This window comes from Rhodococcus sp. SB1D (assembly GCF_048573875.1).
GTDB lineage: Bacteria > Actinomycetota > Actinomycetes > Mycobacteriales > Mycobacteriaceae > Rhodococcus_F > Rhodococcus_F qingshengii.
Genome location: NZ_JBMAIQ010000003.1, coordinates 22,019 through 48,760 on the forward strand (window position 1 = coordinate 22,019; position 26,742 = coordinate 48,760).

Consider the following 26,742-nt stretch of genomic DNA (forward strand, 5'->3'; position numbering starts at 1 on the left):
GCCCGAAGCAGGTGCCCGCAACCCTGGTCGAACTGACTGACCGACCTGGCCGAAAGGACTAGGGCGCGGGCTTCACGCCGGCCTCCGCGCCCGCGGCGGCGGCCGCACCCCGACTCTCGACGCCCAATTTCCGCAGGACCCCCGCAACATGAAACTTGACTGTGCTCTCACTGACGCCGAGTCGCTCCGAGATTGCCTTGTTGCGCCGTCCGGCCACCAGATGCTCGAGTACCTCGAACTCCCGCGGAGCCAGTTCCGTCAGGACGTCGCGGTTCGGTAGGGCGACGGGCGCGTCGAGCGGGATGGTTGCGCTGATCCGGTTCCCCCACCCGGGCGTCGACTCGGATTCGACGGTTCCACCCAAAGTCTCTACCCTCGAACGTAATTGGCGTTCCACGTCGATCACATCGGCTTCACCACCACCGTCGTCGCGGATGTCGATCGAGAGCGAAGCCGCGTCGAGGGTCCAGGCCACCCGGATTCGCGAGAGCGTCTGCTGATCCGACAAGGCCAAGACCGCGCCGCGGACGACCGCGCGGGCGCCGTGCGCCACTTCACCGGGTAACCCACGCCCGTCGACGGGTGGCTCCACCAACTCCAACGCGATTTCCCGATGCTTGAGCAGCGAACGCAATTCCCCACGCATCCGCGCAAAAGCGGTGGTGGTCGACTCTTCGGCCAACTCGCGGTGCACGTCGACGGCCGAACGCAGGCCGATCAGGGCCGAAGCCGCAGTCTCCCTGGCCGAGGTTCGAGCACGCGTGTCGTCGAGATCCGCCGAGCGCAGCGTCGCCAGCATCGTCTCGAGGGTGGCCGCATGCACCTCCGTCATCTCTGCCACGGTGCGTGCACGCTCGGACGACGCTGCCCGCGACTCGGCGAGATATGCCGGACTCGCGTTCCGCACCTGGAGCTGAATTCCGGTTGCAGTCACCGCGAACAGTGCCTGGATCAATTCGAGGGATGCCGCCTTCACCGGTCCGGGGTGTGGCGTCAGCACGAGGAGGGTGTCTGTTCGATCGAGCATCGCGAGCACTTCACGGTCTCGGCCGGCGATAGCGCACTTTCCCCGAAATATCTGTCCGACAGTGAGATCCGTACGGATACGGTCGAGTTCGGCGATGGTCACACGATCGACGACAGCTGGATCCCCGGCAACCTTGCGCGGCCTACCGGTGCACTCACGGGTGAAGATCACCAGAGAGGTGTGCGGCGCCATGTCCGCGATCAGCGTCGAAAATCGTCGGCCGATTTCGGGAAGTGGTCCCACCAACACGTCTCGAAGGGCGGTGATCAGTAGCGCATTGTCGGTGGTGCTCACTGTTCAACGATAACCATCCGGTTCACTGGTGCAGCGTGGTCTTCATGAGCATCACGTTGTAGTCGGACCACGTGGTGGCGAGAAAGTAGAGGTCCTGCCCCTGCGACCAGGGGTGCATGTACGCGCCGTAGAGTCCCGGAACCTCGTCGGTGCCGATCACGACGTCCGGTGCGCTCCACGGGCCGGTCAGGTCCGAGGCCGTCCGCAGCACCAGCGCTCCCCACTCGTTGGAGTACATCGCGACGAACTTTCCGAGATAGTTGTTGTACTGCACCGACAGTTCGCTGACATCCCCGTCGAGAACTACTGCAGCGGCAGCGGGATTGTTGGGGACCCATGCCTTTCCGTCCCAGTATTCGTACGCCGCGACGTCCGCGATGGAGGCTTCCATGACTCGCGAGAGACGCCCCTCGCCAAAGCGTCCGGCGGGGGTACCGAAGTTGTAGACGTAACCACCGTCCTTGACGAAGGACCCCATCTGGAAGTTGTCGTTACCTGTCAACGGCAGATTGGGCCGGGACGAGGCCGGTTCGATCTGCCAGGTCTCACCGTTGTCGTGCGAGGACGCGATCTGCGAGAAGTTGGTGACCCACTCGCCCGACCCTCCCCACGAACGTATCGACATGTAGTTGACGTACTGAACGCCGCCCACGGAGATACCCGTCGTCGGAATGCTGCTGGTTTCGACGCCGGTGACTTTCAGACTTCCGATGATCTCGCGCGAGTGATTCGGTCGGTCGGTCGGTGAGGAGTCGATGTTCATGCCGTCGGACAGATTTCCGTCGGAGCTACGGAACAGGACGTTGCTGCGCCAGTCGCCGACCACCCCGGAGCACAGAGGGTCAGATCCGATACCGACGGTGTCACCGAAAGCTGTCAGGACCTGACCTGCGCCGTTGTCCCACATGATGCCCAGATCCGTGCCGAGAACATTGAACCGCTCGACGGTTTGGTTGGGGCTGAGCGCGCCCGTGATGTACTCGACCGCCGAGGTGCGGCCTTGCAATTCCGGCAGTCTGCCATCCGTGCCGTTGAGCCAGGGAATCGGATTGGTCGGCCCACCTGATTGATCCAAGCTCCCGGTGACATTGCAATCCCACGGGGATGCATGGGCCTGGGTCGCCCCCAAGACCGCGGTCGACGCGAGTACACACGTCACTGCTGCTGTCGATATCTTCCGCATCCGGCGCATCGCTCCCCTTTCGCGGGGGAGATCCGGACTCTACGAGGTGTGTTGCTCGACCGGATCGGTTCATCCACCCACGAGAACACAAGGTAACAGGTAAATCGGTCAATCAGGACAAAACGGGCTTATTCGGTGGAGATGGATTTCAACCATTTCTCCATCACGGCTGCGGCAATCTCGAGCCCCTGCGACTCGGCTGCACTCAACTGCTGCATGAAGATGCGCGGACCGTCCGCTCCCAGCGAAGCATGCAGCGAGTCGCGGTACTCGGCCAGTTCCATCCATTCGCGCGCCACCTCGGAGGACGCTTCGAGGTGAAACTGAACGGCGTAACTCTGCTTGTATCGGAAGAGTTGATTCGGATACTTGGCTGAACCAGCGAGCCTCACCGCGCCGTTCGGTATGTCGAAGGTATCCGAATGCCATTGCATCGCAGGAAAAGTGGAGGGCAGACCTCCCCACACGGGATCTTGCCGGCCCTCGACAGTCAAGGTGATCTCCTCAACTCCGACTTCGGGTACCGCTCCCGTGTAGACGCGAGCACCCAGCGCTGCGGCGAGCAACTGCGAACCCAGACACACTCCCCACACCGGGACGTCGCTCTCGACCAGATCGCGAATGTATTCGATCTCGGATGCCAACCACTCGACCTCGCCCTGATCGCCGACGCCCATCGGCCCGCCCATCACGATCACGGCGTCGAACCGTCGATCGGCAGGAAGCGGGTCGGTGCCCAGAAGAACAGTCTGCACGTCTCCGTAGCTCTCCAGGACAGGCGAATACGCCGCTGGGGGTTCACACTGCGCGTGTCGTAGCTCCAGAAAATGCATGCTCGCGGTCCTTTCGCTCCCGATGCCTGTAAGCCTATGGCCCTTTCTGCTGCCGGTCGCGGCGGCGCCACGCTTGACAACTACTTGCCGTTTCCCGCACTCTGATCACCAAGACGTAGAATCCAATATATTGGATTCCAGAAGGGTGTACTTGTCACATGAGAATGGCCACGAGCGACCCCGTCATCGGAATACTCGGAGGCATGGGGCCCGCCGCTACTGCCGACTTTTACTCCAAACTCGTTGCGCTGACACCAGGTTCGACGGATCAGGAGCACCCCAAAGTTGTCATCTGGGCCGATCCCACCGTTCCCGACCGGACATTGGCACTCACCGAGAACGGCCCTGACCCCACCCCCTGGCTGATCCGCGGTGCGCGCGTTCTCCGAGAGTCGGGCGCGACGACGCTCGCCATCCCATGCAATACCGCTCACGCCTTCCTGCCCGCCATCTCGTCCCAACTGGGACTTCCCGTCGTCCACATGATCGACGAAGTCGCTCGGCATATCCGGACGCTCTCACCCGCCGTCACATCCGTCGGACTATTGGCCACCACGGGGACGGTCCGCACCGGGTTGTATCAACAATGGCTGTCGGAATACTCGATTGACGTCCTGGTGCCCGGACCTGCGATCCAGGACGAACTGGTGATGCCGGCGATCCGAGCAATCAAGAGCGGCAACGTCGGAGACGAGACCACCGACAAGCTCGTCAGGGCCGCTGATCTTCTCGTCGAATCGGGCGCGCAGGTCGTCGTGGCCGGATGCACCGAGATTCCGCTCGGACTGCCCGCCGACGCCACAACCTGTCAGATCATCGATCCGGCAACAATTCTCGCCCGCGCTCTGCTCCGACGGGTTGCAGATGCCCGGAGACACCCTTCGATGGTCGTTTCGGGCTGACCTGCAGCAGGGAGGCTGCAGAGTACGATATCCAGTATGTTGCGTGGCGGTAAACCGGTTGAGCGAGCACGAATGAGCGACATCGCTCTCGAACGCATTCGCGAAGCGATCGTCACCGGTGAACTGGCGCCGGGCTCGAAGATCAAGGACAGCGAACTCGCCGAGTATCTGGGCTTGAGCAGAACTCCGGTCCGCGAAGCGCTCGCAAGGCTGGTCGACACCGGACTCGTGGAAGCGAAACCCGGTGCGTACACGCGCATCACCACCCTCGACCGCGGCGACGTCGAGGCAACACTCGCAGTCATCGAAGCTCTCGACCAACTGGCCGTCGTCACCGCTGTACCGAATCTCACCGACGAGATGATCGGGGCGATGCGTTCGGCCAACAAGGACTTCGCTGCCGCCGTCAAGCGAAACGACATAGGCCGAGCCCTGACCGCTGACGATCGCCTACACAGCGTCATCATCGATGCTGCGGCGAATCCGCTGTTGAAGAAGCTGATCCACCAAGTGCACCCACAAATTCACCGCATCTACTACCGCAAGTTCTCGAGCCTCCTCGGGAGCCAGGACTCCGTCGATCATCACAACAGGCTGATCAAGCTGTGCGCAGACCACGATGCCGAGGCGGCAGCGACGCTGTCAGCCGAACATCGACGCCATCTCGGCGGGCTGATCGGCGAACTTTTCGACGCCGACGAGTTCGCGCTCTCGGACTGACCGAGTCCGGGTACAAGTTTCGGCGCTTGCCTATATTGGTCATTGCCGATATAAATGACGGGTGCATGCATTCGACGTTCTGGGAGACCCAGTGCGGCGACGAATCATGGAACTCCTGTCCGGCGGCGAGCGCTCGGCGGGTCAGATCGCCGAAGTCGTGGCAGCGGAGTTCGGAATCTCGCAACCGACCGCGTCCGGACACCTGCGAGTACTCCGAGAAAACGGATTCGCCACCGTCCGCAGTGAAGGCACCAGGCGTCTCTATGCCGTCGAGCCCGCGCCATTGCAAGAAGTGGACCAATGGCTCGACGGATTCCGGCAGTTCTGGAGCGGCCCTCTCGACGCATTGGCCACAGAACTCGCACGCGGGAAACGACGCGGCTCGAAGCGGAGCAGATCTTCACAATCGAATTCTTCCGACGAAGGAGACTCACAATGACCGAGATCGCGAACCAGGACACCAGCCTCACCGCGGTGGAGCGGAGCATGGGTAACCGCGACATCGCAGAAGGTTCGGCTCGAACTGCCGTACTCAAGCGCCGCTACAACGCGTCGGTCGACGACGTCTGGGATGCCATCACGACCCCTGACCGCATCAACCGCTTCTTCCTTCCGGTGAGCGGAGACTTCCAGGTGGGCGGCTCGTACGCCTTCGAAGGCCAGGCAAGTGGCGAGATCCTGGCCTGCGACGCCCCACACCTGCTGCGACTGCAGTGGACACCGCCCGGCGATCGTGGATACAGCGATCAGGTCGAGATCCGGCTGACTGCCGACGGCCCCGACGCCACCTGGCTCGAGTTGGAGCACGCCTCCGTCGCCGATGTCTTCCGTAACGACCCGGACACCGGCTGCTACGGCGTCGGAACCGGCTGGGAAGGCCCACTTCACTACCTGGGCGAATACTTGCGCGGCACTCTCCCTGATGCGCCGAGCACCGAGTGGTACACCTTCGACGAAGCAGAGGAGCTTCGTCTGGCCAACTTCCGAGGGTGGGAGTGGGCAAAGATCGAGGCAGAGCACGGCGGCCGATAACGCCCAATTCTTCGAAAACGGTCACAGGATTGCCGTTTGCTTTGTATCGTGACCGAGCTGGACGTATGTCCAGCAGTTTTGGTGGCTTCCTTTCGTGCCACACCTGCTTCGGTCCACGAGAAGAGAGCTCCACATGGCGCCACAACCCGTAGTCGACAACGCGGCCACGACGCGACGCACGCACATCATCCGGACAGTTCTCGCTGTCCTCGTCATCGCACCGCTGTCGATTGCGGCGTTCTACATGTGGGCACTGTGGGATCCGGGCGACACGGTCAACCGCTTGCCCGTCGCCATCGTCAACGCCGATGCGGGCACAGAACTCGACGGAACACGTCTGCAAGCCGGCGATGAAGTTGTTGCCGCGCTCGTCGAGAGCGGAGACGTTGCATGGAAGGTCGTCTCGGAACAGGAAGCCGCCGACGGCGTCAACGACGGCACCTATTACTTCTCTGTCGTCATTCCGAAGACTTTCAGCGCGGATGTGGCCAGTGCCGCATCGGGTTCGGGCCGCAAGGCCGAACTCGACGTCTTGTACAACGATTACAACAGTCTGGTCGCCGGCCCGGTCGGTGAAAGCATCATCGCTCAGGTGCGCTCGGCGGTCTCCGAGTCGATCGGTGAGCAGTCCATCGACCAGGTGCTGGTCGGGTTGGGCGAACTCGGAACAGGATTCGGTGAAGCAGCCGCTGGCGCGCAACAACTCTCCGACGGATCCTCCGAGGCACTCGCCGGAACCAACGAGCTCTACGCCGGAAGCAAAGAACTCGCCACCGGCATGGGCGAAGCAAATCAGGGCGGCAAGGAGCTGGCCGCCGGAGCCGGCGAGCTGGCTGCCGGAGCTGGCGAAGCTGCTGCAGGCTCGGGCGAGCTGAGCAGCGGACTCAACCAGTTGGTCGGGGGCACCGACGAACTCGGCGCAGGCGCCCGACAGATCAGCGAAGTGGTCGACATGGTCACCACCCCGGTACTCGACCTCGCGGGGTCCTCGGACGCCGTCGTCGGTCAGATCGACGCCCTCACGTCGATGCTTCGAAACTCGGCCGATCCGGTCTCCGGCGGACTCGTCGAAGCCCTGGGTGGACTGCGGGCTTCCCTGACTGCACAACCGTCGGACGACGACGTGATCGGTCAGCTCGGTCAGCTTCGCGACGGCGCGCGGGAAATCTCGCGGCAGCTCACTGATCCGAGCAGCGACTACCGTGGTGGGCTCCTTGCCGCCGCGGCCGGTGCAGGTGAACTCAACACCGGCCTGGGCCAACTGTCCGACGGCGCAGGCCAACTCGCTACCGGTGCACAGGAACTCTCCACCGGGCTGGGGCAGTTGGACACTGGAAGTATTGCGCTCCGTGACGGTCTCGGGCAGCTATCGGCCGGCGTCGGCGAGCTCGACGCGGGCAGCGCGGAACTCGCCACCGGTTTGTCCGACGGTGCCGCCCAGGTACCGCAGTTCACGGACGACGAGCGCGCCACCACGGCCAATCTCCTCTCTTCCCCGGTTGCCGTCGACGCGCGGAACAACTATCCCGCAGCCGGTTTCGGGCCGGGAGCCGTACCTGCCGTGATCTCGGTGGCACTGTTCCTGTGCGGAATTCTCACGTGGTTCGTCGTCCGCCCACGGCGCGGACGTTCACTGAACTCGCACACCAGCGTGGTACGTGAGGGGCTGCGCCGCTACCGCATTCCCGCCCTGGTCACCTTGGTCGCGGCGCTCGTGTTGTCGGTGGTGTCACTGACCGTGGCAAACGTCGAACCACCTAGTGTTCTGGCGATGATCGCAGTGATGATCCTGGTGGGTGCCGCCGCGGTCAGCTCGGGCAGGCTCTTCACCGTTGTGTTCGGTGCCGTCAACGGAACCTTCATCGCTCTGGGCGCCTTGATGATTCAGATCTTCGCCTTCGGCGCGGTATACCCCATCGAACAGATGCCGACGGTTCTGCAGTGGCTGCACGCTCTGATGCCACTCACGTGGGCGCGCAACGCCATGCGCATGGTCCTTGTCGGATACTACGGCCCGAAATTCTGGGTGGCGGTAATCGCTCTGGCTGCCTTGGTGATCGGAGCCGTCCTGTTCACCATCTGGTGGCGCCGCCGACAAGAACCGCCGACCGACGCCGATGACGACGCGCCGATCACCGAGGAGATCGTGTACCTCCAGCAAACGCAAGCGTGAGCCGGATCAGCGAACGAGCGTCGTACGCATCAACATGACGTTGTAGTCGGCCCACGTGGTGGCAAGGAAGTACAGATCCGAACCACTGGACCACGGGTGGATGTATGCGGCGTAGATACCGGGAACCTCGACCAGATTGACCAGTGTCTCCGGTGCCGTCCACGGACCGACCGGACTGGGAGCGGTTCGCATCACGATCGAACTGAACGCGTCGGCGTACATCGCCACGAACTTGCCGAGGAACTCGTTGTACTGAACGGAGACCTCACCGATGCGGCCGTCCATGACGGGTACGGCCGCAGCGGGATCGGCACGGACCCAGCCACTTCCGTTCCAGTACTCGTAGGCGGAAAGATCGAGGATCGAACCCTCGGACGCGCGAGAAAGTCGAACCTCGCCGGATCGTCCCGCGGGGGTTCCGTAGTTGTAGACGAACCCGCCGTCCTTCACCATCGAGCTCATCTGGAAGTTCTCGCTACCGGCGACGGGGGCGACACCCGCGGGAAGAACCCCACCGATGTTGGGGCGCAGAGTTTCCGGACGAGTGGTCCACGTTTCGCCGTTGTCCGAGGAGGTGGCAATCTGCGAGTAGTTCGTGCTCCACTGCCCGGCCTCGCCCCAGTTACGCACCGACATGTAGCTCAGATACTGCACACCGTTCACTGTGATGCCGCTCGTGGGGATGCTGGAGGCCTCGACACCCGGAATCTTCAGACCGGAAATGATCTCACGCGCCTGACCTGTGCCGTCCATCGGCGCACTGTCGATGCGCATACCGTCGGCCAGTACCCGATCCGAGCTGCGGAAGAGTACATTGCTTCGCCACTCGCCCACCAAACCGTCGCAGCCGGGGTTACGACTGAGCCCGGTGGTATCGCCGAAAGCGGTCAGAATCTGCCCCGCACCGTTGTCCCACATGATGCCCAGGTCGGTACCCAGGACATTGAAGCGATCAACGGTCTTGTTTGGACTGTATGTCCCGGTGACCTTTTCGATCGCGGCAGTACGACCGGACAGACCTGGCAACCCTCCGGTGTTGCCGTTGAGCCACGGTGCCGCATTGGCCGGACCACCGCTACTACCGACGCCACTGACTCCGACGCATCCCGGCGCAGCCATCGCCGGCGAAGCCACCACCGTGACGGCAGCAGCTGCCAGAGCAGCAACTACCCCGAACACCCCCAACGATCTCCCCGCGCGAAACATGACTCCCCCAAGGCCGGGATTGTTGGTGTTGTCGTCGTCGTTCCCCCCGAACCTCGGATAATCTAGCAACTGCAGTCACAGACAACCCAATCAGACAAAGGGACGAAAAGGCCTGAAAGTCATAGTAGTTCAGACTTTCAGGCCTTTTGGGACAGAGGAGATCGGTCAGTAGGTCAGCGCGCTCCGCTCGCACCGCCGTCGAGTGGAATCACCGCGCCGGTCAGATAAGCCCCGGCACGTGAAGCCAGGAAGATGGCAAGACCTGCGGCATCCTGGGGAGTTCCGACCCGGCCCAACGGGACCGAGTCCGCCACAGCCTTTGCACTCTGTTCGTCCTCGAGGAGGAATGCCATCATCTTCGACGGGAACGGGCCCGGCGCAATGGCATTGACCGTGATCTGTTCCCCCGCAAGCGTTGCCGCGAGCTTGCGCGTCAACATGTGCACCGCAGCCTTACTGGCTCCGTACGAGAAGTTCTCCGAACCCGACACCACGAGTCCGTCGATCGATCCGATATTGATCACGCGCGCGGGATCTTCCGCCGTGGCTGCAGACCGCAACTGCGGCAACAGCTTCTGCGTCAGGAGGAAGATTGCCTTGACATTGATGTCGAAAATCTTGTCGAAGCCTGCGGCCGGAAAATCGTCGACGGGAGCTCCCCACGTGGCACCGGCGTTGTTGACCAGTACGTCGAGCGTCGGCGAAATCTCGGCGACCTTCGCAGCGAGGCTCTCGACCCCCTCGTCCGTGGACAGATCGGCCGGATGCGAAATGCAGGTGCCGAACTCCGAAAGCTCTCGCGCGGCTTCGTCACAGGCTTCGGCTTTTCGGGCCGAAATGACGACCGTCGCTCCGCCTTCGACAAACCCGCGAGCGATCATGTATCCGATGCCGCGTGATCCACCGGTGACCACAACGGTCTTGCCACTGACGTCGAACAGTCCCTCGATCAAGCTCATGCGACCTCGAAAAGCCCGGCAGCGCCCATACCGCCGCCGATGCACATGGTCACCACCACGAGCTTGGCTCCGCGCCGTTTTCCTTCAAGAAGAGCATGGCCGACCAGACGAGCGCCCGTCATTCCGTACGGATGGCCGACGGAGATACCGCCACCGTCGACGTTGTACTTCTCGGGATCGATCCCGAGCTTGTCGCGGCAGTACAGGGCCTGAGAGGCGAAGGCCTCGTTGAGTTCCCAGAGATCGATGTCGTCGACCTTCAGGCCGTGAAGATCCAGCAGACGCGGAATCGCGAACACCGGTCCGATGCCCATCTCGTCGGGAGCGCAACCCGCGACAGCCATGCCACGGTAGATACCGAGAGGAGCCAACCCGCGGCGTTGCGCCTCGCCTGCCTCCATCAGCACCGACGCCGAAGCGCCGTCGGAGAGCTGAGACGAGTTGCCCGCAGTAATGGACGAATGAGCACTGACAGTCCCGTCGGCCAGAACCGGTCGCAGACTCGACAGCCCTTCCAACGTGGTGGAAGCGCGGTTGCCTTCGTCGCGGGTCAGCGTCACGGACTCGCTGCGGATCTCACCGGTCTCCTTGTCCTGCACCTGCTTGATCGAGGGCAGCGGGACGATCTCGAGATCGAACCGACCTGCGTCCTGGGCCGCTGCGGTCCGCTGCTGGGAGACGAGCGCGAACTCGTCCTGCTGCTCGCGGGTGACTCCGTAGCGCTCGGCGACGATCTCGGCCGTGTGCAGCATCGGCATGTAGATCGACGGCTTGTTTTCCTTCAGCCACGGATCAGCCGCGCGGAAGTTGTTCATGTGATCGTTCTGGACCAACGAGATCGATTCGACTCCGCCGCCGACCGCGATCTGCATTCCGTCGTCCACGATCTGCTTTGCTGCGGTCGCGATGGCCATGAGCCCGGACGAGCACTGACGATCGATCGTCATTCCGGACACCGAGTCCGGAAGCCCGGCCCGCAGTACCGCTTGCCGCGCGACGTTGCCGCCGGAAGAGCCCTGCTGCAGCGCGGCGCCGAGGATGACGTCCTCGACCTCGCCGCCCTCGAGGCCCGCGCGCTGAACTGCATTCGAAATGGCATGTGCAGCAAGCTCTTGAGCCTGAGTGTTGTTGAACGCGCCGCGGTACGCCTTACCGATCGGGGTACGGGCGGTGGAAACGATGACAGCTTGCCTCATCGGGGAATCCTTTCGTCGAACACGAAGTGCTGTGCGCCTTTATTAACCGCCGGGGGTTAATAAAGGCGCACAGCAAGAATCAGGGCTGGAACACGACGCGACCGACAGTGGTGCCGTCGCCGAGGCGACCGATACCGTCGGCAACGTCCGTCAACGACAACCGCTCACTGATCAGTGGTTTGACCAAGCCGGCATCGGCGAGCCTGGTGAGCTCGACGTGGCAGTCGTCGATGGCCTGCTGGTTGTAGGCCTTGTACAGCCCCCAGTGCAGTCCGATGATCGAATAGTTCTTGATGAGAGCGTGATTGAGTGCCGGCTGCGGGATCGTGCCACCGGCGAAGCCGATGATGACGATCCGTCCCTCGAAGGCGATGCACTTGGTGGACTTCGCGTATGCGTCGCCGCCGACCGGATCGAAGACCACGTCGGCGCCCTTGCCGCCGGTGAACTCCTTGACCGCTGCCACGAAGTCCTCACTGTGACGGTCTACGACGAGGTCGGCGCCGAGCTTGCGCGCGTACTCGGCCTTGTCCGGGCCGCCGACGACACCGATCACCTTGGCGCCTGCCGCCTTGCCGAGTTGCACTGCCGCACTACCGACACCACCCGCAGCAGCGTGGACCAACAATGTCTCACCCTCGAGCAGTTGGGTGCGGCGATGCAGAGCGAACCACGCTGTCTGATAGCCGATGCTCAGAGCGGATGCTTCCGCGTCGTCGAGAGCCGACGGCGCCGGGAACGTGTTGTTCTGATCCAGTACCGAGTACTCGGCGAATCCGCCGGACGGCAGACTCGGATTACCGATCACCCGGTCCCCCACTGCGAATTTGGTCACCGATTCACCGACCGAGACCACTTCACCACACAGTTCGACACCGGGTGTGAAGGGCAGCGGCGGCTTGATCTGGTACTCACCGCGGCACATGAGGACGTCGGGGAAGTTGGCCGGAGCCGCCAGCACCTTGACCAACATCTCCGTCGCATTCGGGGTGGGATCCGCGGTCTCCTCCAACGCGAGCACATCGCGGGGTTGACCGAGTTCGTTGACGCGCCAAGCCTTCACAGCAATTCTCCAGACAGATAGTGGGTGAGTTTCAGGACGAGATCGGGAGGTCGACCAACTCGGCGAGGCGTGCCCGATGCTGATACGCGGTTCCCAGCGACAGCTGATCGCTCTTCGCCCGTTTGAGGTACAGGTGCGCCGGATACTCCCACGTCATTCCGATACCACCATGAAGTTGGACGCACTCCTCCGCAGCATGAACCGCGACGCCGCTGCAGAATGCCTGGGCCACCGTCGCTGCGATCGCCGCATCGGCGTCGCCGCGTGAATAGGTGTCCGCCGCATAGCGTGCTGCCGCGCCCGAAGAGCTGACTTCGAGCCAGAGATCGGCGAGGCGGTGCTTGATCGCCTGGTACGAACCGATCGCCCGGCCGAACTGCTTGCGCTCCTTCACATACGCGAGAGTCGTTTCGAGGCACCACTGAGCTACAGCGAACTGTTCGGACGCCAGAAGTGCGCTTCCGCAGAGCAACGCTTCCTCAACCGCTTGCGCCGCATTGCCGCTGTCGACACGGACCGACGACGAACCCGAGAACTCGACGTCCGCCAATCGGCGCGTCATGTCCAGGGACAGAACCGGCGTGACGGTAGCGTCGGCGATCCGAACGGTATGCAGCTCCAGGCCGCTCTCACCGGCAACCGGAACAACAAGAACATCGGACTCGGCGACGCCGGCAACCGTCGTGACGCTGCCGACGAGTCCACTCGCCGTTGCCTTGACAGTAGGTGTGAAAGTTCCTGGTGCAGTGGACAACGGGACGACCAGAGCAGCCGTCGAATCCCCCGCTGCCAATTGACCGAGCACCTCGGTCTCGCCGGCCTTCAGCAACGCCGTCGTCGCCAGCACCGCGCTGGTGAAGAACGGAACGGGAGCGACCGCACGTCCGATCTCCTCCATCACGACCGCCGCCTCACGCGTCGACGCACCTGCCCCGCCCAGTTCCTCGGGTACCAGCAGTCCCGCCAAACCGAGTTCCGACGCCAGCGACTTCCACAGCCCGGTGAAGTCGGCGGACACGTCGTCGTACGCCGTGACCACGGTGTCGGCGCCGGCCCGCTCGCTCAGCAGTCGTCTGACGCTGGCTCGCAGATCTTGTTCGGTCTCGGAGTACAGCAGATCGGCGCTCATCGGGGTAGGTCCTTCCAGGCGATGTCCTTGTCGACGCGATGCTCGGGCGGCAACCCGAGTACACGTTCTGCGATGACGTTGCGCAGGATCTCCGACGTTCCGCCCTCGATCGAATTGCCCTTGGCTCGCAGGTACCGGTATCCGGGTTCACGCCCGGTGAAGTCGACGGAATCCGGTCGACGCAGTGTCCAGTCGTCGTAGCGCAGACCGGCTTCGCCGTGCAGTTCGAGGTCGAATCCAGAAATCTGCTGGGCCAAACCGGCAAACGCGAGCTTCATTCCCGAGCCTTCGGGGCCGGGCTGGCCGGCGGCGAGCTGCTGGCGCAGTCGCTCCCCGGTCAGACGCGCAACTTCGGATTCGGTCCAGAGTCGCATCAACTCGTCGTGCATCGCCGGGTTACGCAGCTCGGGCTCGTCACGCCAGGCCTGAGCGACCTTTCCGATCATGCCGCCCTCACGCGGTGCGCCCGAACCGATGGCAACACGCTCGTTGTTCAGGGTGGTGGTCGCAACCTTCCACCCCTGGCCTTCGGCTCCGAGGCGATTGGCGTCCGGAATCCTGACGTCCGTGAGGAATACCTCGTTGAATTCGGCCTCGCCGGTGATCTGACGCAGCGGCCGGACATCGACGCCCGGATCGGTCATGTCGCAGATGAAGTAGCTCAGACCCGCGTGCTTGGAACGTGACGGATCGGTCCTGGCCACGAGAATCGCCAGCTGCGCATTCTGCGCGCCCGACGTCCATACCTTCTGCCCGTTGACTATCCAGTCTTCGCCGTCGCGGACGGCGCGGGTAGCAACGGCCGCGAGGTCCGACCCTGCGCCCGGTTCACTGAACAGCTGGCAGTAGACCGTCTCCGCAGTCCACAACGGGCGCAGGAACTTCTGCTTCTGCTCCTCGGTGCCGAAGGCAGCGATGGTCGGTGCCGCCATGCCCAGTCCGATCCCGTTCTTGCCGGTGGCCGGGCCCGGTGCACCGGCGGCCTCCAGCTGAGCGTTCACCTGACGCTGAAAGCTCTGCGGTACACCGAGTCCCCCATGACCTTCGGGGAAATGAACCCACGCCAGTCCGGCGTCGAATCGTGCGCCGAGGAAGTCCGATACCGACACGCTGTTCGGATCGTTCTCCGCGAGAAGCGTGTTCACCTTTTCGGTGAGATCACGCGATACTGCCTCTTCGTCGAAAGCCATGCCCATTCCTTCGGTTCGAGCGGTGAGCGGACGGTCAGTCCTTCGGTCCACCGGCGACGTAGACGACCTGACCGGAAACGAAGCCCGCGCCTTCGCTGACGAAGAACGACGCGGTGTGCGCGATGTCCTCGGGCTGACCGACACGGTTGACCGGGATCTGCGAAGCGGCAGCGGTCTTGAAGTCGTCGAAGCCGACGCCCATGCGCTCGGCCGTTGCGGCGGTCATCTCGGTTTCGATGAATCCGGGTGCAATGGCGTTGGCGGTGACGCCGAACTTGCCCAGCTCGAAGGCCAATGTCTTGGTGAATCCCTGCATGCCGGCCTTGGCTGCGGAGTAGTTGACCTGTCCGCGGTTGCCGAGAGCCGACGTGCTCGAGAGGTTCACGATGCGGCCGAACTTCGCTTCCACCATGTACTTCTGCACCGCACGCGACATGAGGAACGCTCCGCGCAGGTGGACGTTCATCACCGAATCCCACTCGGCAACGCTCATCTTGAACAGAAGGTTGTCGCGAGTGATGCCGGCATTGTTGATCAGTACGGTGGGTGCACCCAGTTCGGCGGCCACACGATCCACTGCTGCAGCAACCGAAGCCTCGTCGGAGACGTCAGCGCCGACGGCCAGCGCCTGTCCGCCTGCGGCCTTGATCGCGTCGACGGTTCCCGCACACGCCGCTTCGTCGAGGTCGAGCACGGCGACGGCAAAACCGTCTTCCGACAGTCGCTTCGCTACTGCCGCACCGATTCCGCGTGCTGCACCCGTGACAATTGCGGTTCTACGTTCCTGGCTCACTGGCCCTCCATACTTTCGTGATTCGACGGACACCGGACGATCTCGTCAGATCCCGGCCTGATCTGCAATTTCCCTGGCTTTGGCGACCAAGGCGTCAATACGTTCCACGGTGGGAGTTCCGCTCTCGGCGGCATTCTGCGGTTCGTCGCGGGCGCGACGCATCACGCCCTCGGCGATCACGGCAATCTTCCACAGTCCCAACGTGTGCCAGAACTTCAGCGCAGCAGGATCCCGTCCGGTGGCCTCGAGATAGATCCGGGAGATCTCCTCTCGCGAGGGGAATCCCGGGAGTGCCGATGCCGGGAAATCGCCGCCGGTATTCTCACCAGCCGCCGGCCAGTACGCCAACAAGCTTCCGACGTCCGCCAACGGATCACCGAGTGTGCACAGTTCCCAGTCGAGGGCCGCGACAACTTCGCCGTTGCTCGCCGAGGTGATCACATTGCGTAGGTGAAAGTCGCCGTGCACCAACGTGGTTTCAGTGTGATCCGGCTGGGCTGCAATCAGGCGTCGGGTGAGATCGTCGAGATCAGGGCATTCCCGCGTCTTCGACTGTTCCCACTGACCACCCCACCGCTTCAGCTGCCGCGCGGCGTAGGGCTTGTGACTTGCCAAGTCGTCGAGACCGGCCTGCTCGAGGTCGACGGCGTGTATCTTCGCCAGCGTCTGAGCGAGCGAGATTCCGATTGCCCGGCGACGATCTTCCGACAACGCCTCCGCAAGAGGCATTCGGTCCACCACTTCGCCGTCCACGAATTCCATGAGGAGCAGCGGAACTTCGGTGACGGCAGGATCCTCGGTCAACCCGAATACTCGCGGCGATGGCACGTCGGTGGATTCGAGAGCGCTCAGGATTCGAGCCTCACGCGCCACGTCGTGAGCCGAGGCCAGCAGATGCCCCAGCGGTGGGCGTCGTAGCACCCAGCGATTGCCGTCCTGATCGCGAACCAGGTACGTGAGATTCGACTGCCCCAAGCCGATTCGATCGAAGGACAACGGCCCGGAAAAGTCGATCCCCAGGCCTGCGATCCACCCGGTGACCGCTTCGGTATCGAGTCCCACTACTCCGACGCTAGCCACCGACGGACGCTCCCTGCCGGAACGGGAGTGCGTCACCCAACAACTGGCCACCGTCGATGGTCATGATCTCGCCGGTGATCCACTGGGCTGCATCCGAAACCAGGAAGGCAATGGCAGCGGCCACGTCCTCGGGTTCACCGATGCGTCCGAGAGCAGTCGACGCGGACACCGCTTCTTCGTGTTCTTTCCACAGAGCTTCGGCGAGTTTGGTTCTCACCACTCCCGGCGCAACGGCGTTGACACGAATCTTCGGTGACAACTCGAGCGCCAACTGCTTGGTGATGTGGATCAGAGCAGCCTTCGACGCGTTGTACGTACCGATTCCCGCCTCGAACGCCATGCCGCCGATCGAAGCGGTGTTGACCACGGAACCACCGTGCTCGCCCATCCAGGCCCGCGCTGCGAGGCCGGTCCACAGGACTGGAGCCCACACGTTGACGTCGAAAGTCTTGGCGAAGCGCGAGTGATCCTGGTTGATGATCGGCCCGAACGACGGGTTGGTGCCCGCGTTGTTCACCAAGATGTCGAGACTGCCGAAACGCTCGATCGTCTGCTCGACGCACTTGCGTGCAGCATCCTCGTCCGTCGCGTGAGCGCCGACGCCGATCGCGTTGCCGTTCACCTGCGCGGCAGCCGCATCTGCGGATTCCTGTGAGCGCGAAGTCAGTACGACGTTTCCGCCCGCCGCCGCAATCGCCTGCGCGGTCGTGAGGCCGATGCCCCGCGATGCGCCTGTGACGATTGCCGTCTTACCGGTGAGATCCAGTCCTGCCATGTCAGTTCGCCTTGACTTCGCGGTACTTGCGCAGTTCCTGCTTGGCGATGGCGCGCTTGTGCACCTCGTCCGGGCCGTCGGCCAGGCGAAGGGTGCGCATGTGGGCGTAAGCCATCGCGAGCGGGAAGTCGTCGGTGACGCCGCCACCGCCGTGAACCTGGATGGCGCGGTCGATGATCTTGAGCGCGATGTTCGGTGCCGCAACCTTGATAGCTGCGATCTCGGTGCGCGCTTCCTTGTTGCCCACCGTGTCCATCATGTGTGCGGCCTTGAGTGTGAGGAGTCGAACCATCTCGATGTCGATACGAGCCTCGGCGATCCAGTCCTGGATATTCGCGTTGTCACTGACGGGCTTCCCGAAGGTGATGCGGGTGGATGCGCGCTTGCACATCAGTTCCAGTGCGCGCTCGGCCATTCCGATTGCACGCATGCAGTGGTGGATGCGGCCGGGGCCGAGGCGGGCCTGGCTGATCGCGAATCCTTCACCCTCACCGGCGAGAATGTCCTTGGCCGGGACGCGCACGTCCTCGAAAGTGATCTCGCCGTGTCCTTCGCGGTCCTGGTAGCCGAAAACCGGCAGGTTGCGCAGGATCGTGACGCCGGGAGCATCGATCGGCACGACCATCATCGACTGCTGACGGTGGGTGGCGGCATTGAAGTCGGTCTTACCCATGACGATCAGAACCTTGCAGTTCTGGTGCAAGGCGTTGGAAGCGAACCACTTACGGCCGTTCAGCACGTACTCGTCGCCGTCACGGTCCATACGGAGCTGGATGTTGGTGGCGTCGGAGCTGGCAACCTCGGGCTCGGTCATCGCGAAAGCGGAACGAATTTCGCCTTCGAGAAGCGGCTTGAGGTACTTCTCCTTGTGCTCGTCGGTGCCGAAGAGCGTGAGCACCTCCATGTTTCCCGTGTCCGGAGCGGCGCAGTTGGTGGCCTCGGAGGCCAGGTGGCTGCGGCCCATGATCTCCGCGAGCGGTGCGTATTCCAGGTTGGTCAGGCCGGGGCCCCATTCGGGATGGGGATGGAAGAGGTTCCACAGCCCGCGGGCCTTGGCTTCCTTCTTCAAGTCGTCGATGATCGGCGGCTGAAAGTGCGGGTTACCGGACTCACGCATCTGCTCTTCGTAGACCGCTTCGGCCGGGTAAACGTGCTTGTCCATGAAATCGAGCAGTTCGGCCTGGTACTTCTTGGTGCGATCCGAGAACTCAAACACTGACATGTGAACTCCTGACAGAGAGGGAAGGAAAATTGGGGGCTCGATGTTCGAGATGGCTGTTGACACCCTCGACGACATCCGGGCCGTGAAATGCGTTCAGCATCAGCGATTCCGCACGCCTGGCGGAATCGGTGAAGGTCGAGTGCGCGTCGGCACTCATCTGCGATTTGATGACGGAGAGGGACGTCGGCGAGCAGTTCGCCGCGATGTCCTCGGCGTAAGCAATCGCCGCATCCAGAACGTCACCGCCGGTGACCAGGTGGTCGATCAGACCGATGCGGTACGCCTCGTCGGCGTCCACCATCCGGCTGGAAAGCAGAAGATCGACTGCTCGACTGTGCCCGACCAAGCGGGGCAACATCCAGGAGATGCCGTACTCCGCAATCAGGCCTCGACGCGCGAACGCGGTAGTGAATCGTGTTGCGCTCGAACCGAAACGAACGTCGCAGTACAAAGCCTCGACCATTCCGAGCCCGGCGGCGACGCCGTTGACGGCAGCGATCAGCGGCTTGCGGATGGTGGTCGGGAAATGACGGTCTCGCGGCCGGACAAGATCACTTTCGGAGACTTCGCCGACGTTCTTCAAATTGCCGAGGTCAGCCCCCGAGCAGAATCCTCGGCCGGAGCCGGTGACAACAATTGCTCGGACACTGGGATCTTCGTCTGCCACGGCCAGAAAGTCGTAGTACTGATCTTCGAGCTCGTTGGTCCACGCGTTGAGAACGCGGGGCCGATTGAATGTCAGAACCAGCACCGCTCCTCTCTGCTCGGAGAGGACGAGTTCCTCGGTCATCGTGTTCCCGCGAGGAGCGACGCCTGGTACCGGCGCATCCCGCGCAGCCAACGGTCGTAGTCGGCGCCCTTCTGCCGGTACATGTCCAGCACGTTCTTGTGCGGAAGGATGAGAAATTCTTCGGCATCCACTGCCGCAAGAACGATTTCGGCGCATTCGGCAGGCTCGAGAACATTGCCTGCCGCAAGCACGGCTCCGGTTGCGGCCTTGCCGACCGGATCGCCGGAGTTCTCACCTTCGTAGAGAAGCTTGGTGTTGACGCCCATCGGGCACAAGCAACTGACGCGAACACCCTGATCTCCGTAGGTGATCGAGAGCCACTCGGCAAACGCGACCGCGGCATGTTTGGTCACCGAGTACGCGGCGGACCCGACCTGACTGAGCAAGCCGGCCGCAGAGGCCGTGCTGATGAAGTAGCCCTCCCCGCGCTCCGTCCAGCCGGGGACGAGGAGCCTGGCAGCGCGAATGTGGGCGCGAACGTTGACGTCGATCGTCGTGTCCCAGACGTCTTCACTGATGTCGAGGCCCATGCCACCGGTAACGCCGGCATTGGCGAAGTAGAGGTCGACCGGGCCGAATTCCTTTTCCGCCTGCGCGATCAGGCCCGCAATGACCGTCTCGTCGGAGACGTCGCCACCGGCAGACACGGCCGCTCCGGGACGCTCCGCGTTGATCGCCTCTGCTACTGCCGAAGCTGCTGCCCCGTCCAGGTCAGCCACTACGACGCGAGCACCCTCGGCAGCCAGTCGCTCGGCCAGTGCACCGCCGATTCCCCCGCCGCCACCGGTGACAATTGCTACCTTCTGGGCAACCTTCATGAGCGATTCCTCTCGCTTGCGTCATACCTACGCGCTGACAGTGATCCACGTCTCCCCTCATGTATAGTTGAATCCGGCGTCAGTTTCAACCGTCGAATCGCGACGGTCACCCGAACGGCCCGTTCCGTCCTCCTGAACTGCGAGTAAAGGGATAACGATGACTGAAAACCAATTGCCCGTCCGCCCGTCCACCTTCGCCGAGCTCGAGAAGCTCATCGGCCAGGAACTTGGCCCGACGGAGTGGTACGACATCACCCAGGAGCGCATCAACGCGTTCGCCGAAGCCACAAACGATCATCAGTGGATTCATGTCGACCCGGAACGAGCCGCATCGAGCCCGCTCGGCAGCACGATCGCGCACGGACTCTTCAGCCTCTCACTGGGACCCCAGTTCTCCTACCAACTCATCCACTTCGACGGCTTCGCCCACAGCCTCAATTACGGCTACGACAAGGTTCGCTTCCCCGCTCCCGTTCCCGTGGGATCCCGGGTCCGGATGCGCGCAACCGTCGTGTCCGCGGAGCAGTTGCCCGGCGGAATCCAAGTGAAGATGAGCCAGGTGGTCGAGCGCGAGGGTTCCGACAAGCCCGTCGTGGTCGCCGAATCCGTCGCTCGCGTCGTCGAAAAGAGCTGAACCGAAAAGAGCTGAACCGAGACTGGGACGCCCGGCCGCTCGAACATCGATGCAGCCGGGGCGGCCCACCTCGTCAGAGACGGTCGGGGAACTTCAGAGCGTTCGCCCACAGATCGGTCACAGTGGCGACAATCTGATCGAACTCCGGTGAACGCCCGTCCACCTCACCCTCACGAAGGGTGAACAGACTGTAGGCGAGTCGACTCACCATGCCGGACAGAGCAATCGACGCCGTCATCGGATCCAGCGTCGTGTCCGCGATGCCGCGGGACTGCAGATCTGCAATCCCGCGGGCATTACGGCGTATGAACGCATTGGCACGCTCGCTGCGGAACTTCCGGAACTCCGGGTCGATGTGAGCTACCTGCTCCATGAGCCCCATCAACTTCGCATTGCGTTGATACGCGGCCAGATACGCTCGATTACTTGCCTCGAGCACGGCGTACGGATCGTCCGCGCTCGCAACGCGTCCCATGCCCGGGTGCATCATGTCGTCTCGCGCGACCTCGAGGACGGCGGCGAACACCTCTTCCTTGTTCGCGAAGTACGTGTAGAACGATCCCGTCGCGCAACCGGCTTCTTTTGCGATGTCGATCAAACGTGCATCGAGATAGCCACTGCGCTCGAAAACCTTACGGGCAGCAGCAACCAATGCCGCACGCGTGCGTGTCCCCCGCTCGGTGGTCGGTCGATCCCGGAGCAGCGCGGGCGGAGCCACCGGTAAGGCGGCAATTCGCGATTCGTCGTCGAGCACGGTGCGCTCCTCATCCTTCCGATCAACATCATTTTCGGGACAATCCCAGCAGACTCGATGTTGACGCCGGATTCAAGTGTACGCTCTGGTGAGACCCAGGACACACAATCGGTCGATTCCTCCCGAAAGGCAGAACCATGGTTAGCGTTCTCGACCCGGTGACCCGTCACGCGGAAGCCACTCCGGAAAATATTGCAATTCGCGGCACGGATAATCATTGGACATACCGACAGCTCCACGACGCGTCTCTGGCGTTTGCCGGCCGCATTCGCGACGAAGGGTTGAGCATCGGCGACCGGGTTCTGCTCGCGGCGCCGTCGGTGCCTGAATTCATCGTGGCGTACATGGGGATTCAGGCTGCAGGTTGTGTCGTGGTGCCCATCAACACGATGTCGGCGCAACCCGAAGTCGAGTACGTACTGGACGACGCCGAGATTTCGCTGGCGATCGCCTGGCACCAGCTCGGTCCCGCAGTTCAGGATGCAGGGAGTGCGCGCGGCGTCCCGGTGTGGACGCTCACCGAAGAATCGGCGAAGGCCGACCATCCACCGGCAACGGTGGTCGACCGCGACACAGCGGACACCACGGCGATTCTCTACACCTCCGGTACCACCGGACGTCCGAAGGGCGCTCAGCTGACGGTCGGGAATCTGTTGTCTGCCGGTGAGATCGGCGCCGAGAGCAGCCGCGGAAATCCCTCGGACCGCACCGGTACCGGACTGCCGCTCTTTCACATCTTCGGCCAGGGTTCGGTCATGATGGCAACCTTCACCGGCGGCGGATCACTATCCCTGCTCGCCCGGTTCGACCCGGCCGCCATGCTCGATCTGGTGCGCCGGGACAAGCTCACCATCATGGCGGGCGTCCCCACCATGTGGAATGCCATGCTGCACGCCGCAGCCGACGTGGACAGCTCCGACTTCGAACAACTGCGGATCGCAATCTCCGGTGGCGCATCACTTCCCGGTGAAGTCGCTCGCGCCTTCGAAGCACGGTTCAACTGCACAATCCTCGAGGGCTACGGCCTGACCGAGACGAGCGCATTCGGAACTTTCAACAGCATCGACCGCGTCGCAAAGATCGGATACACCGGCCGCGCCGTACCGCGCACCGAGGTCGAGGTCCGTGATCACGACGGAAATGTCTGCCAGGCAGGCACAGTGGGCGAGGTATTCATCAAAGGACCGACGGTCATGAAGGGCTACTGGAAGCGCCCGGCCGACACGGCCGCCGTCCTGTCCGACGACGGATGGTTCCGCACCGGAGACCTCGGCGAGACCGACGCCGACGGTGACCTTCGCATCGTCGACCGCGTCAAGGACCTCATCATCCGCGGTGGATACAACGTCTATCCAGGCGAGGTCGAAGAGGTGCTCTACCAGCACCCCGACATCATCGAGGCCGCGGTGATCGGTATACCCGACGACTACTACGGCGAGGAGGTTGCGGCGGTGGTGGCCGTTCGCCCAGGCTCCGACCTCGAAGCAGATGACGTCACCTCGTGGGCTCGGGAACGTCTGTCCGCCTATAAGATTCCGCGGGTGGTCCAGTTCATCGACGCGCTCCCGAAGGGTTCGACGGGAAAGATCCTCAAGCGATCGATCGACCGCACTGAACTCCTCGCCCAGAAGCAGAACTGAAAACACAGGTGAACCCCGGCGAGATTTCGCCGGGGTTCACCTGTCCATGCGCTCAGAGTGCGTCGAAGTATTCGATCTGCGGGGCGCCTGCGAGGAAGGGCGCCATCGCCTTTCCCGCGGCCTGGAAATGCTCGGACGATCCATGGGCCTTGATCGCAGCACTGTCTTGATACAGCTCCATGAACTTGTACGAATTCGTATCCGTCTTCGAGCGGATCAGTTGATACAGAACCGTTCCGGGCTCTTCCGTGCGCACCTTCTCGGCAAGTTCGGCGACTACGGCTTCGAACTGTTCGCCGCTTCCGTCTTTGACGGTGATATCCGCGATGACAGCAATCATTCATTCCTCCAAAAGTGTTCCAGCAGTATTCGAGTGTTACCGAGAACCTACAGTTTCACTGCATGGGCAGTAGTCCGAACGTCGATTCCAACTGACTGCGAGTGCTTTCCGCATCGGTGTGGAGAATGCCGGCGATCCCCAATCGTGCCGCGCCGTCGAGGTTCTGTTGCAGGTCGTCGATCATCACGGCGCCTTCGGGCGCAACACCCAGCCGCTCGCACGCGATGGTGTAGATCTGACGAGAGGGCTTACGAATCCCGACTTCCGAGGAGATCACCACTTCGTCGGCGAGGTCCTCGAGCACAAAACCCGCGTAGCAATCACGCCCGAAAGCATTGGACACGAGCGCAACAGGGTGACCCGCCGCTCGGACGTCCGCAATCAGTCGCACCATCTCTTCGTCTCGGACAAGCCCGGCCTGCATACGGTCGACCAATCCTTCGCTGTCCACGACGGCGCCGTGCGCTCGTAGCCGTTCCCCGAATCCTGCTTCGAAGGCCTCCTGGTCGATCTTTCCGGATTCGTGATCGGAGAGCAGTCGCTTCGAGACGTCGTCGCGGGAGAGCAGGGTCAACGGAAGTCGTGGGTCGCCCCCAAGCGAGGCTCCGAAATCTTCGAAGGCTCGCAGCACACTGGAGGTGAGAACTCCACCGAAATCGACGAGCACTGCCGTACGCGTGGGTGTCATTGCTCCATCAGACACCAAACATGAACCCGGCGTCAACATCAATTTCGGCGTAGCGAGAATTGCAAAGTGTTGATCCACAACCGGTTGACGGTATCGAGCAGACCGTCGAAGGTCACTCCGGCGGCGCCGTCCTCGCCGCCGCGGGATACGAAGTACCCGAACGCAAGTCGACTGATCATCCCGGAGAGTGCCCGAGACGTCAGTAGCGGATCCAGATTCGCGTCCGCCAGTCCGGCCTTCTGCAGCTTCTCGATACTGCGCGCGTTGCGTCGAACAAACGCGTCAGCACGCTCGAGGCGGAGAACCCGGAACTCCGGATCGATGCTTGCTACCTGCTCGAGCAGTCCCATCAGCTTCGCGTTCCGTCGGTACGCCTCGAGGTACGCGCGGTTACTCGCCGCGATGACCTCAGCAGGATCCGCGCCTTTCGGAGAGTGCGGCATACCCGGATGCATCATGTCTTCGCGCGCCAACTCCATCACTGCCGCGAAGATCTCTTCCTTGCTCGCGAAGTAGGTGTAGAAGGTACCGGCCGAGCACTGCGCCTCTACAGTGATGTCGATCAGCCGCGAGTCCAGATAGCCGGACCGTTCGAAAACGGTGCGGGCCGCATCGATCAACGCTCGCCGCGTACGCAAACCACGCTGAGTGGAGGGGAGTTCCCGTGACACTGTCGACAAAGCATCTTCGGAGCCTGTGCGTGCTGCAGCCATGCTCCAGTTATACGTCAGACGCCCGCTACCGGTGACCGATAGCGGGCGTCTGCTCGAAACCGAAAGAGTTACTTGGCGTACAGGTGCGCGCCCGGAATTGCGTTCGGATCGTCCCGAACTTCCTTCGGGTTGGTCTCTTTCAGCACCCAGGCACTGAAGAAGGTCACCAAGCCCATGAGGGCTACGAACACGGCAACCCATGTCGTGGTTCCGGTCTTCGCGATAAGTGCTGTCATGATGAACGGAGTGCCACCGCTGACCGTGATCGCAGCCAACTGGTAGGCCAACGATGCTGCCGAGTAGCGCACGTTGGGTGCGAACAGCTCACCCATGTATGCCGCGATCGGCCCGTAGGTCATCGACTGGAACACGCTGCCAACCGTCACCGCGATGAAGAACAGCGGCAGGGACTTGGTGTTGATCAACCAGAAGTACGGGAATGCCCAGACCACGATCGCCGCGGCGCCGATCAGGATCATCGGACGACGACCGATCTTGTCGGACATCTTCCCGGACCACAGCACCACGCCGACTGTCAGCAACGCGCTCAGGAGCGAGATGATGAGCAGTGAGTTCCGCTTCAACCCCAGTTCGGTTGTGCCGTAGCTGAGCACGCCGGCGATGCTGATGTAGAATAGTGCATTGGTGGCGGCCAGAAGTCCGCAACCGAGCAGAATCTTGCGCCAGTGATCCTTGAGCGCCTGCGCCAGTGGAGCCTGAACGACGACGTCCTTTTGGTTCTTCTTGGCGTCTTCCTGCAACTCGAGGAATTCCGGCGTGTCCTCGACCTTCGTCTGGATGTACAGAACCACAGGGAAGAGCAGCGCGCTGGCGAAGAACGGAACTCGCCAACCCCAGCTCAGGAATGCATCATTGGAAATGGTCGCGGTCGCGACGAGGAAGACCAGGTTGCCCAGCACTACACCGAACGAGACACCCATCTGACCGAAAGTGCCTGAGAATCCGCGCTTCTTGGGACTCGCGGATTCGGTGAGGAGAAGGACGATTCCGCCCCACTGGCCACCGCAGGCGAGACCTTGGATGAATCGCAGTGTCACCAGAAGAATCGGAGCGACGACGCCGATTGCCGAAGCACTCGGGATCGCGCCGATCAGGAACGTCGCGACAGCCATCAGCAACAGGCAGGTGACGACAGCGGGCTTACGCCCATACTTGTCGCCGAAGTGTCCGGCGACCAAACCGCCGATGGGGCGGGCAACGAAGCCGGCCCAGAACGTACTGAACGAGAGCAATGTGCCCATCAGTGCGGATGAATCGGGGAAGAACACATGCGGAAAGACCAGTGCCGCAGCCGTTCCGTACAAGAAGAAGTCGTACCACTCGATGGAACTGCCGAGCAGTCCCGCGCCGAGAAGTTTGCGGTGCGCCTTCTTCTTCTTCCGTTCCTGATCGGACAGGCCCCCTGCCTGCGTGCTCGAATCCACTGCCGATCTCGTCATGGGTTACTCCTCGATGGGTCGGACGCTCGTCGCGCCGGGAGTTGAGAAGCGGAACCGGGCCAGAAGTAGAAACTGACACCAACTTCAACTCTGTGGCGTTGCGATCAGTCTGCGATACAAAAAGAGTG

27 protein-coding genes are annotated in these 26,742 nt (G+C 62.6%); 7 read left to right on the forward strand and 20 right to left on the reverse strand.

Annotated features, from left to right (window positions below; translation table 11 throughout):
* Window positions 1-58: 58 nt before the first annotated feature.
* From ACN50D_RS08885 to ACN50D_RS08895, 3 genes are all read right to left on the reverse strand, one after another.
* Complete coding sequence (locus tag ACN50D_RS08885) at window positions 59-1,321, reverse strand: response regulator transcription factor family protein (RefSeq protein ID WP_003943037.1); 1,263 nt, start codon at window positions 1,319-1,321, stop codon at window positions 59-61.
* A 22-nt stretch (window positions 1,322-1,343) separates the two neighbouring features.
* Window positions 1,344-2,513: a DUF4185 domain-containing protein gene (locus tag ACN50D_RS08890; RefSeq protein WP_211921658.1), complete on the reverse strand. Its 1,170-nt coding sequence runs from the start codon at window positions 2,511-2,513 to the stop codon at window positions 1,344-1,346.
* A gap of 119 nt (window positions 2,514-2,632) precedes the next feature.
* Window positions 2,633-3,337 (reverse strand): type 1 glutamine amidotransferase, encoded by a 705-nt coding sequence (locus ACN50D_RS08895; protein WP_249343016.1) that lies wholly within the window; start codon window positions 3,335-3,337, stop codon window positions 2,633-2,635.
* Window positions 3,338-3,495: 158 nt separating this feature from the next.
* On the opposite strand from ACN50D_RS08895, the gene ACN50D_RS08900 reads away from it, so the two are divergent.
* From ACN50D_RS08900 to ACN50D_RS08920, 5 genes are all read left to right on the forward strand, one after another.
* Entirely contained in the window at window positions 3,496-4,239 is a 744-nt protein-coding gene (locus tag ACN50D_RS08900; RefSeq protein WP_047269426.1) for an aspartate/glutamate racemase family protein, read from the forward strand.
* Window positions 4,240-4,275: 36 nt separating this feature from the next.
* Complete coding sequence (locus ACN50D_RS08905) at window positions 4,276-4,959, forward strand: GntR family transcriptional regulator (RefSeq protein ID WP_003942830.1); 684 nt, start codon at window positions 4,276-4,278, stop codon at window positions 4,957-4,959.
* 61 nt (window positions 4,960-5,020) lie between these two features.
* Complete coding sequence (locus ACN50D_RS08910) at window positions 5,021-5,398, forward strand: ArsR/SmtB family transcription factor (RefSeq protein ID WP_003942971.1); 378 nt, start codon at window positions 5,021-5,023, stop codon at window positions 5,396-5,398.
* Window positions 5,395-5,991 carry an SRPBCC domain-containing protein gene (locus ACN50D_RS08915; RefSeq protein ID WP_047269425.1) on the forward strand — a complete coding sequence of 199 codons (597 nt, stop codon included), beginning with the start codon at window positions 5,395-5,397 and terminating at the stop codon, window positions 5,989-5,991. The genes ACN50D_RS08910 and ACN50D_RS08915 overlap by 4 nt, the downstream gene beginning before the upstream one ends.
* Before the next feature lie 133 nt (window positions 5,992-6,124).
* The gene (locus ACN50D_RS08920; RefSeq protein WP_211921660.1) at window positions 6,125-8,164 is read left to right on the forward strand and encodes a YhgE/Pip domain-containing protein; all 2,040 of its coding nucleotides are present in this window, start codon (window positions 6,125-6,127) and stop codon (window positions 8,162-8,164) included.
* A gap of 6 nt (window positions 8,165-8,170) precedes the next feature.
* Here ACN50D_RS08920 and ACN50D_RS08925 read toward each other — a convergent pair whose 3' ends face one another.
* The 12 genes from ACN50D_RS08925 to ACN50D_RS08980 all read right to left on the reverse strand — a co-directional run bounded on the left by ACN50D_RS08925 (window position 8,171) and on the right by ACN50D_RS08980 (window position 20,385).
* A complete protein-coding gene (locus tag ACN50D_RS08925; RefSeq protein WP_211921662.1) occupies window positions 8,171-9,370 on the reverse strand; it encodes a DUF4185 domain-containing protein in 1,200 nt (399 codons plus the stop codon).
* A gap of 173 nt (window positions 9,371-9,543) precedes the next feature.
* Entirely contained in the window at window positions 9,544-10,329 is a 786-nt protein-coding gene (locus ACN50D_RS08930; RefSeq protein WP_007730838.1) for a RhlG family 3-oxoacyl-ACP reductase, read from the reverse strand.
* Window positions 10,326-11,525, reverse strand: coding sequence for an acetyl-CoA C-acyltransferase (locus ACN50D_RS08935; RefSeq protein ID WP_003943187.1), 1,200 nt, complete (start codon window positions 11,523-11,525; stop codon window positions 10,326-10,328). The genes ACN50D_RS08930 and ACN50D_RS08935 overlap by 4 nt, the downstream gene beginning before the upstream one ends.
* Before the next feature lie 79 nt (window positions 11,526-11,604).
* Window positions 11,605-12,588, reverse strand: a complete 984-nt coding sequence (locus tag ACN50D_RS08940) for an NADPH:quinone oxidoreductase family protein (protein WP_003943088.1) — start codon at window positions 12,586-12,588, stop codon at window positions 11,605-11,607.
* A gap of 31 nt (window positions 12,589-12,619) precedes the next feature.
* Window positions 12,620-13,717, reverse strand: a complete 1,098-nt coding sequence (locus ACN50D_RS08945; RefSeq protein ID WP_042921584.1) for an acyl-CoA dehydrogenase family protein — start codon at window positions 13,715-13,717, stop codon at window positions 12,620-12,622.
* Window positions 13,714-14,907, reverse strand: a complete 1,194-nt coding sequence (locus tag ACN50D_RS08950; RefSeq protein ID WP_058226902.1) for an acyl-CoA dehydrogenase family protein — start codon at window positions 14,905-14,907, stop codon at window positions 13,714-13,716. Before ACN50D_RS08950 ends, ACN50D_RS08945 begins: the two co-directional genes overlap by 4 nt.
* A gap of 34 nt (window positions 14,908-14,941) precedes the next feature.
* Complete coding sequence (gene fabG / locus ACN50D_RS08955) at window positions 14,942-15,700, reverse strand: 3-oxoacyl-ACP reductase FabG (protein ID WP_083056388.1); 759 nt, start codon at window positions 15,698-15,700, stop codon at window positions 14,942-14,944.
* Window positions 15,701-15,745: 45 nt separating this feature from the next.
* Window positions 15,746-16,780 (reverse strand): phosphotransferase family protein, encoded by a 1,035-nt coding sequence (locus ACN50D_RS08960; RefSeq protein WP_039973187.1) that lies wholly within the window; start codon window positions 16,778-16,780, stop codon window positions 15,746-15,748.
* A complete protein-coding gene (locus ACN50D_RS08965; protein WP_211921664.1) occupies window positions 16,773-17,555 on the reverse strand; it encodes an SDR family oxidoreductase in 783 nt (260 codons plus the stop codon). Before ACN50D_RS08965 ends, ACN50D_RS08960 begins: the two co-directional genes overlap by 8 nt.
* A 1-nt stretch (window position 17,556) precedes the next feature.
* Window positions 17,557-18,777 carry an acyl-CoA dehydrogenase family protein gene (locus ACN50D_RS08970; protein WP_019745701.1) on the reverse strand — a complete coding sequence of 407 codons (1,221 nt, stop codon included), beginning with the start codon at window positions 18,775-18,777 and terminating at the stop codon, window positions 17,557-17,559.
* The gene (locus ACN50D_RS08975) at window positions 18,764-19,567 is read right to left on the reverse strand and encodes an enoyl-CoA hydratase-related protein (protein WP_003942852.1); all 804 of its coding nucleotides are present in this window, start codon (window positions 19,565-19,567) and stop codon (window positions 18,764-18,766) included. Before ACN50D_RS08975 ends, ACN50D_RS08970 begins: the two co-directional genes overlap by 14 nt.
* Window positions 19,564-20,385, reverse strand: a complete 822-nt coding sequence (locus ACN50D_RS08980; RefSeq protein WP_003942864.1) for an SDR family oxidoreductase — start codon at window positions 20,383-20,385, stop codon at window positions 19,564-19,566. Before ACN50D_RS08980 ends, ACN50D_RS08975 begins: the two co-directional genes overlap by 4 nt.
* 157 nt (window positions 20,386-20,542) lie before the next feature.
* On the opposite strand from ACN50D_RS08980, the gene ACN50D_RS08985 reads away from it, so the two are divergent.
* The gene (locus ACN50D_RS08985; RefSeq protein WP_003942878.1) at window positions 20,543-21,019 is read left to right on the forward strand and encodes a MaoC family dehydratase; all 477 of its coding nucleotides are present in this window, start codon (window positions 20,543-20,545) and stop codon (window positions 21,017-21,019) included.
* A gap of 73 nt (window positions 21,020-21,092) precedes the next feature.
* On the opposite strand, the gene ACN50D_RS08990 is transcribed toward ACN50D_RS08985, so the two are convergent.
* The gene (locus tag ACN50D_RS08990) at window positions 21,093-21,773 is read right to left on the reverse strand and encodes a TetR/AcrR family transcriptional regulator (protein WP_007730821.1); all 681 of its coding nucleotides are present in this window, start codon (window positions 21,771-21,773) and stop codon (window positions 21,093-21,095) included.
* A 137-nt stretch (window positions 21,774-21,910) separates the two neighbouring features.
* Between ACN50D_RS08990 and ACN50D_RS08995 the strand changes: the two genes are divergently transcribed.
* Window positions 21,911-23,413 carry a class I adenylate-forming enzyme family protein gene (locus ACN50D_RS08995; protein WP_007730820.1) on the forward strand — a complete coding sequence of 501 codons (1,503 nt, stop codon included), beginning with the start codon at window positions 21,911-21,913 and terminating at the stop codon, window positions 23,411-23,413.
* A 52-nt stretch (window positions 23,414-23,465) separates the two neighbouring features.
* Here the strand turns inward: ACN50D_RS08995 and ACN50D_RS09000 are convergent, their stop codons facing one another.
* The 4 genes from ACN50D_RS09000 to ACN50D_RS09015 all read right to left on the reverse strand — a co-directional run bounded on the left by ACN50D_RS09000 (window position 23,466) and on the right by ACN50D_RS09015 (window position 26,614).
* Entirely contained in the window at window positions 23,466-23,753 is a 288-nt protein-coding gene (locus tag ACN50D_RS09000) for a putative quinol monooxygenase (protein ID WP_007730819.1), read from the reverse strand.
* A gap of 55 nt (window positions 23,754-23,808) precedes the next feature.
* On the reverse strand, window positions 23,809-24,441 hold the full coding sequence (locus ACN50D_RS09005) for an HAD family hydrolase (protein WP_007730818.1): 633 nt from the start codon (window positions 24,439-24,441) through the stop codon (window positions 23,809-23,811).
* Window positions 24,442-24,479: 38 nt separating this feature from the next.
* On the reverse strand, window positions 24,480-25,154 hold the full coding sequence (locus tag ACN50D_RS09010) for a TetR/AcrR family transcriptional regulator (RefSeq protein WP_211921666.1): 675 nt from the start codon (window positions 25,152-25,154) through the stop codon (window positions 24,480-24,482).
* Between the two features lie 68 nt (window positions 25,155-25,222).
* Window positions 25,223-26,614 (reverse strand): MFS transporter, encoded by a 1,392-nt coding sequence (locus ACN50D_RS09015; RefSeq protein ID WP_030536042.1) that lies wholly within the window; start codon window positions 26,612-26,614, stop codon window positions 25,223-25,225.
* Between the last annotated feature and the right edge of the window lie 128 nt (window positions 26,615-26,742).

Excerpts from the sequence above, each read along its gene's own strand:
- ACN50D_RS08900 (WP_047269426.1), top strand. The coding sequence starts at position 3,496 with ATGAGAATGGCCACGAGCGACCCCGTCATCGGAATACTCGGAGGCATG.
- ACN50D_RS08945 (WP_042921584.1), bottom strand. The coding sequence starts at position 13,717 with ATGAGCGCCGATCTGCTGTACTCCGAGACCGAACAAGATCTGCGAGCC.
- ACN50D_RS08980 (WP_003942864.1), bottom strand. The coding sequence starts at position 20,385 with ATGAAGGTTGCCCAGAAGGTAGCAATTGTCACCGGTGGCGGCGGGGGA.
- ACN50D_RS08920 (WP_211921660.1), top strand. The coding sequence starts at position 6,125 with ATGGCGCCACAACCCGTAGTCGACAACGCGGCCACGACGCGACGCACG.
- ACN50D_RS09010 (WP_211921666.1), bottom strand. The coding sequence starts at position 25,154 with ATGGCTGCAGCACGCACAGGCTCCGAAGATGCTTTGTCGACAGTGTCA.
- ACN50D_RS08930 (WP_007730838.1), bottom strand. The coding sequence starts at position 10,329 with ATGAGCTTGATCGAGGGACTGTTCGACGTCAGTGGCAAGACCGTTGTG.
- ACN50D_RS08925 (WP_211921662.1), bottom strand. The coding sequence starts at position 9,370 with ATGTTTCGCGCGGGGAGATCGTTGGGGGTGTTCGGGGTAGTTGCTGCT.
- ACN50D_RS08905 (WP_003942830.1), top strand. The coding sequence starts at position 4,276 with ATGTTGCGTGGCGGTAAACCGGTTGAGCGAGCACGAATGAGCGACATC.
- ACN50D_RS08950 (WP_058226902.1), bottom strand. The coding sequence starts at position 14,907 with ATGGCTTTCGACGAAGAGGCAGTATCGCGTGATCTCACCGAAAAGGTG.
- ACN50D_RS09000 (WP_007730819.1), bottom strand. The coding sequence starts at position 23,753 with ATGATTGCTGTCATCGCGGATATCACCGTCAAAGACGGAAGCGGCGAA.
- ACN50D_RS08935 (WP_003943187.1), bottom strand. The coding sequence starts at position 11,525 with ATGAGGCAAGCTGTCATCGTTTCCACCGCCCGTACCCCGATCGGTAAG.
- ACN50D_RS08975 (WP_003942852.1), bottom strand. The coding sequence starts at position 19,567 with ATGACCGAGGAACTCGTCCTCTCCGAGCAGAGAGGAGCGGTGCTGGTT.
- ACN50D_RS08890 (WP_211921658.1), bottom strand. The coding sequence starts at position 2,513 with ATGCGCCGGATGCGGAAGATATCGACAGCAGCAGTGACGTGTGTACTC.
- ACN50D_RS08970 (WP_019745701.1), bottom strand. The coding sequence starts at position 18,777 with ATGTCAGTGTTTGAGTTCTCGGATCGCACCAAGAAGTACCAGGCCGAA.
- ACN50D_RS09015 (WP_030536042.1), bottom strand. The coding sequence starts at position 26,614 with ATGACGAGATCGGCAGTGGATTCGAGCACGCAGGCAGGGGGCCTGTCC.
- ACN50D_RS08895 (WP_249343016.1), bottom strand. The coding sequence starts at position 3,337 with ATGCATTTTCTGGAGCTACGACACGCGCAGTGTGAACCCCCAGCGGCG.
- ACN50D_RS08985 (WP_003942878.1), top strand. The coding sequence starts at position 20,543 with ATGACTGAAAACCAATTGCCCGTCCGCCCGTCCACCTTCGCCGAGCTC.
- ACN50D_RS08965 (WP_211921664.1), bottom strand. The coding sequence starts at position 17,555 with ATGGCAGGACTGGATCTCACCGGTAAGACGGCAATCGTCACAGGCGCA.
- ACN50D_RS08915 (WP_047269425.1), top strand. The coding sequence starts at position 5,395 with ATGACCGAGATCGCGAACCAGGACACCAGCCTCACCGCGGTGGAGCGG.
- ACN50D_RS08995 (WP_007730820.1), top strand. The coding sequence starts at position 21,911 with ATGGTTAGCGTTCTCGACCCGGTGACCCGTCACGCGGAAGCCACTCCG.
- ACN50D_RS09005 (WP_007730818.1), bottom strand. The coding sequence starts at position 24,441 with ATGACACCCACGCGTACGGCAGTGCTCGTCGATTTCGGTGGAGTTCTC.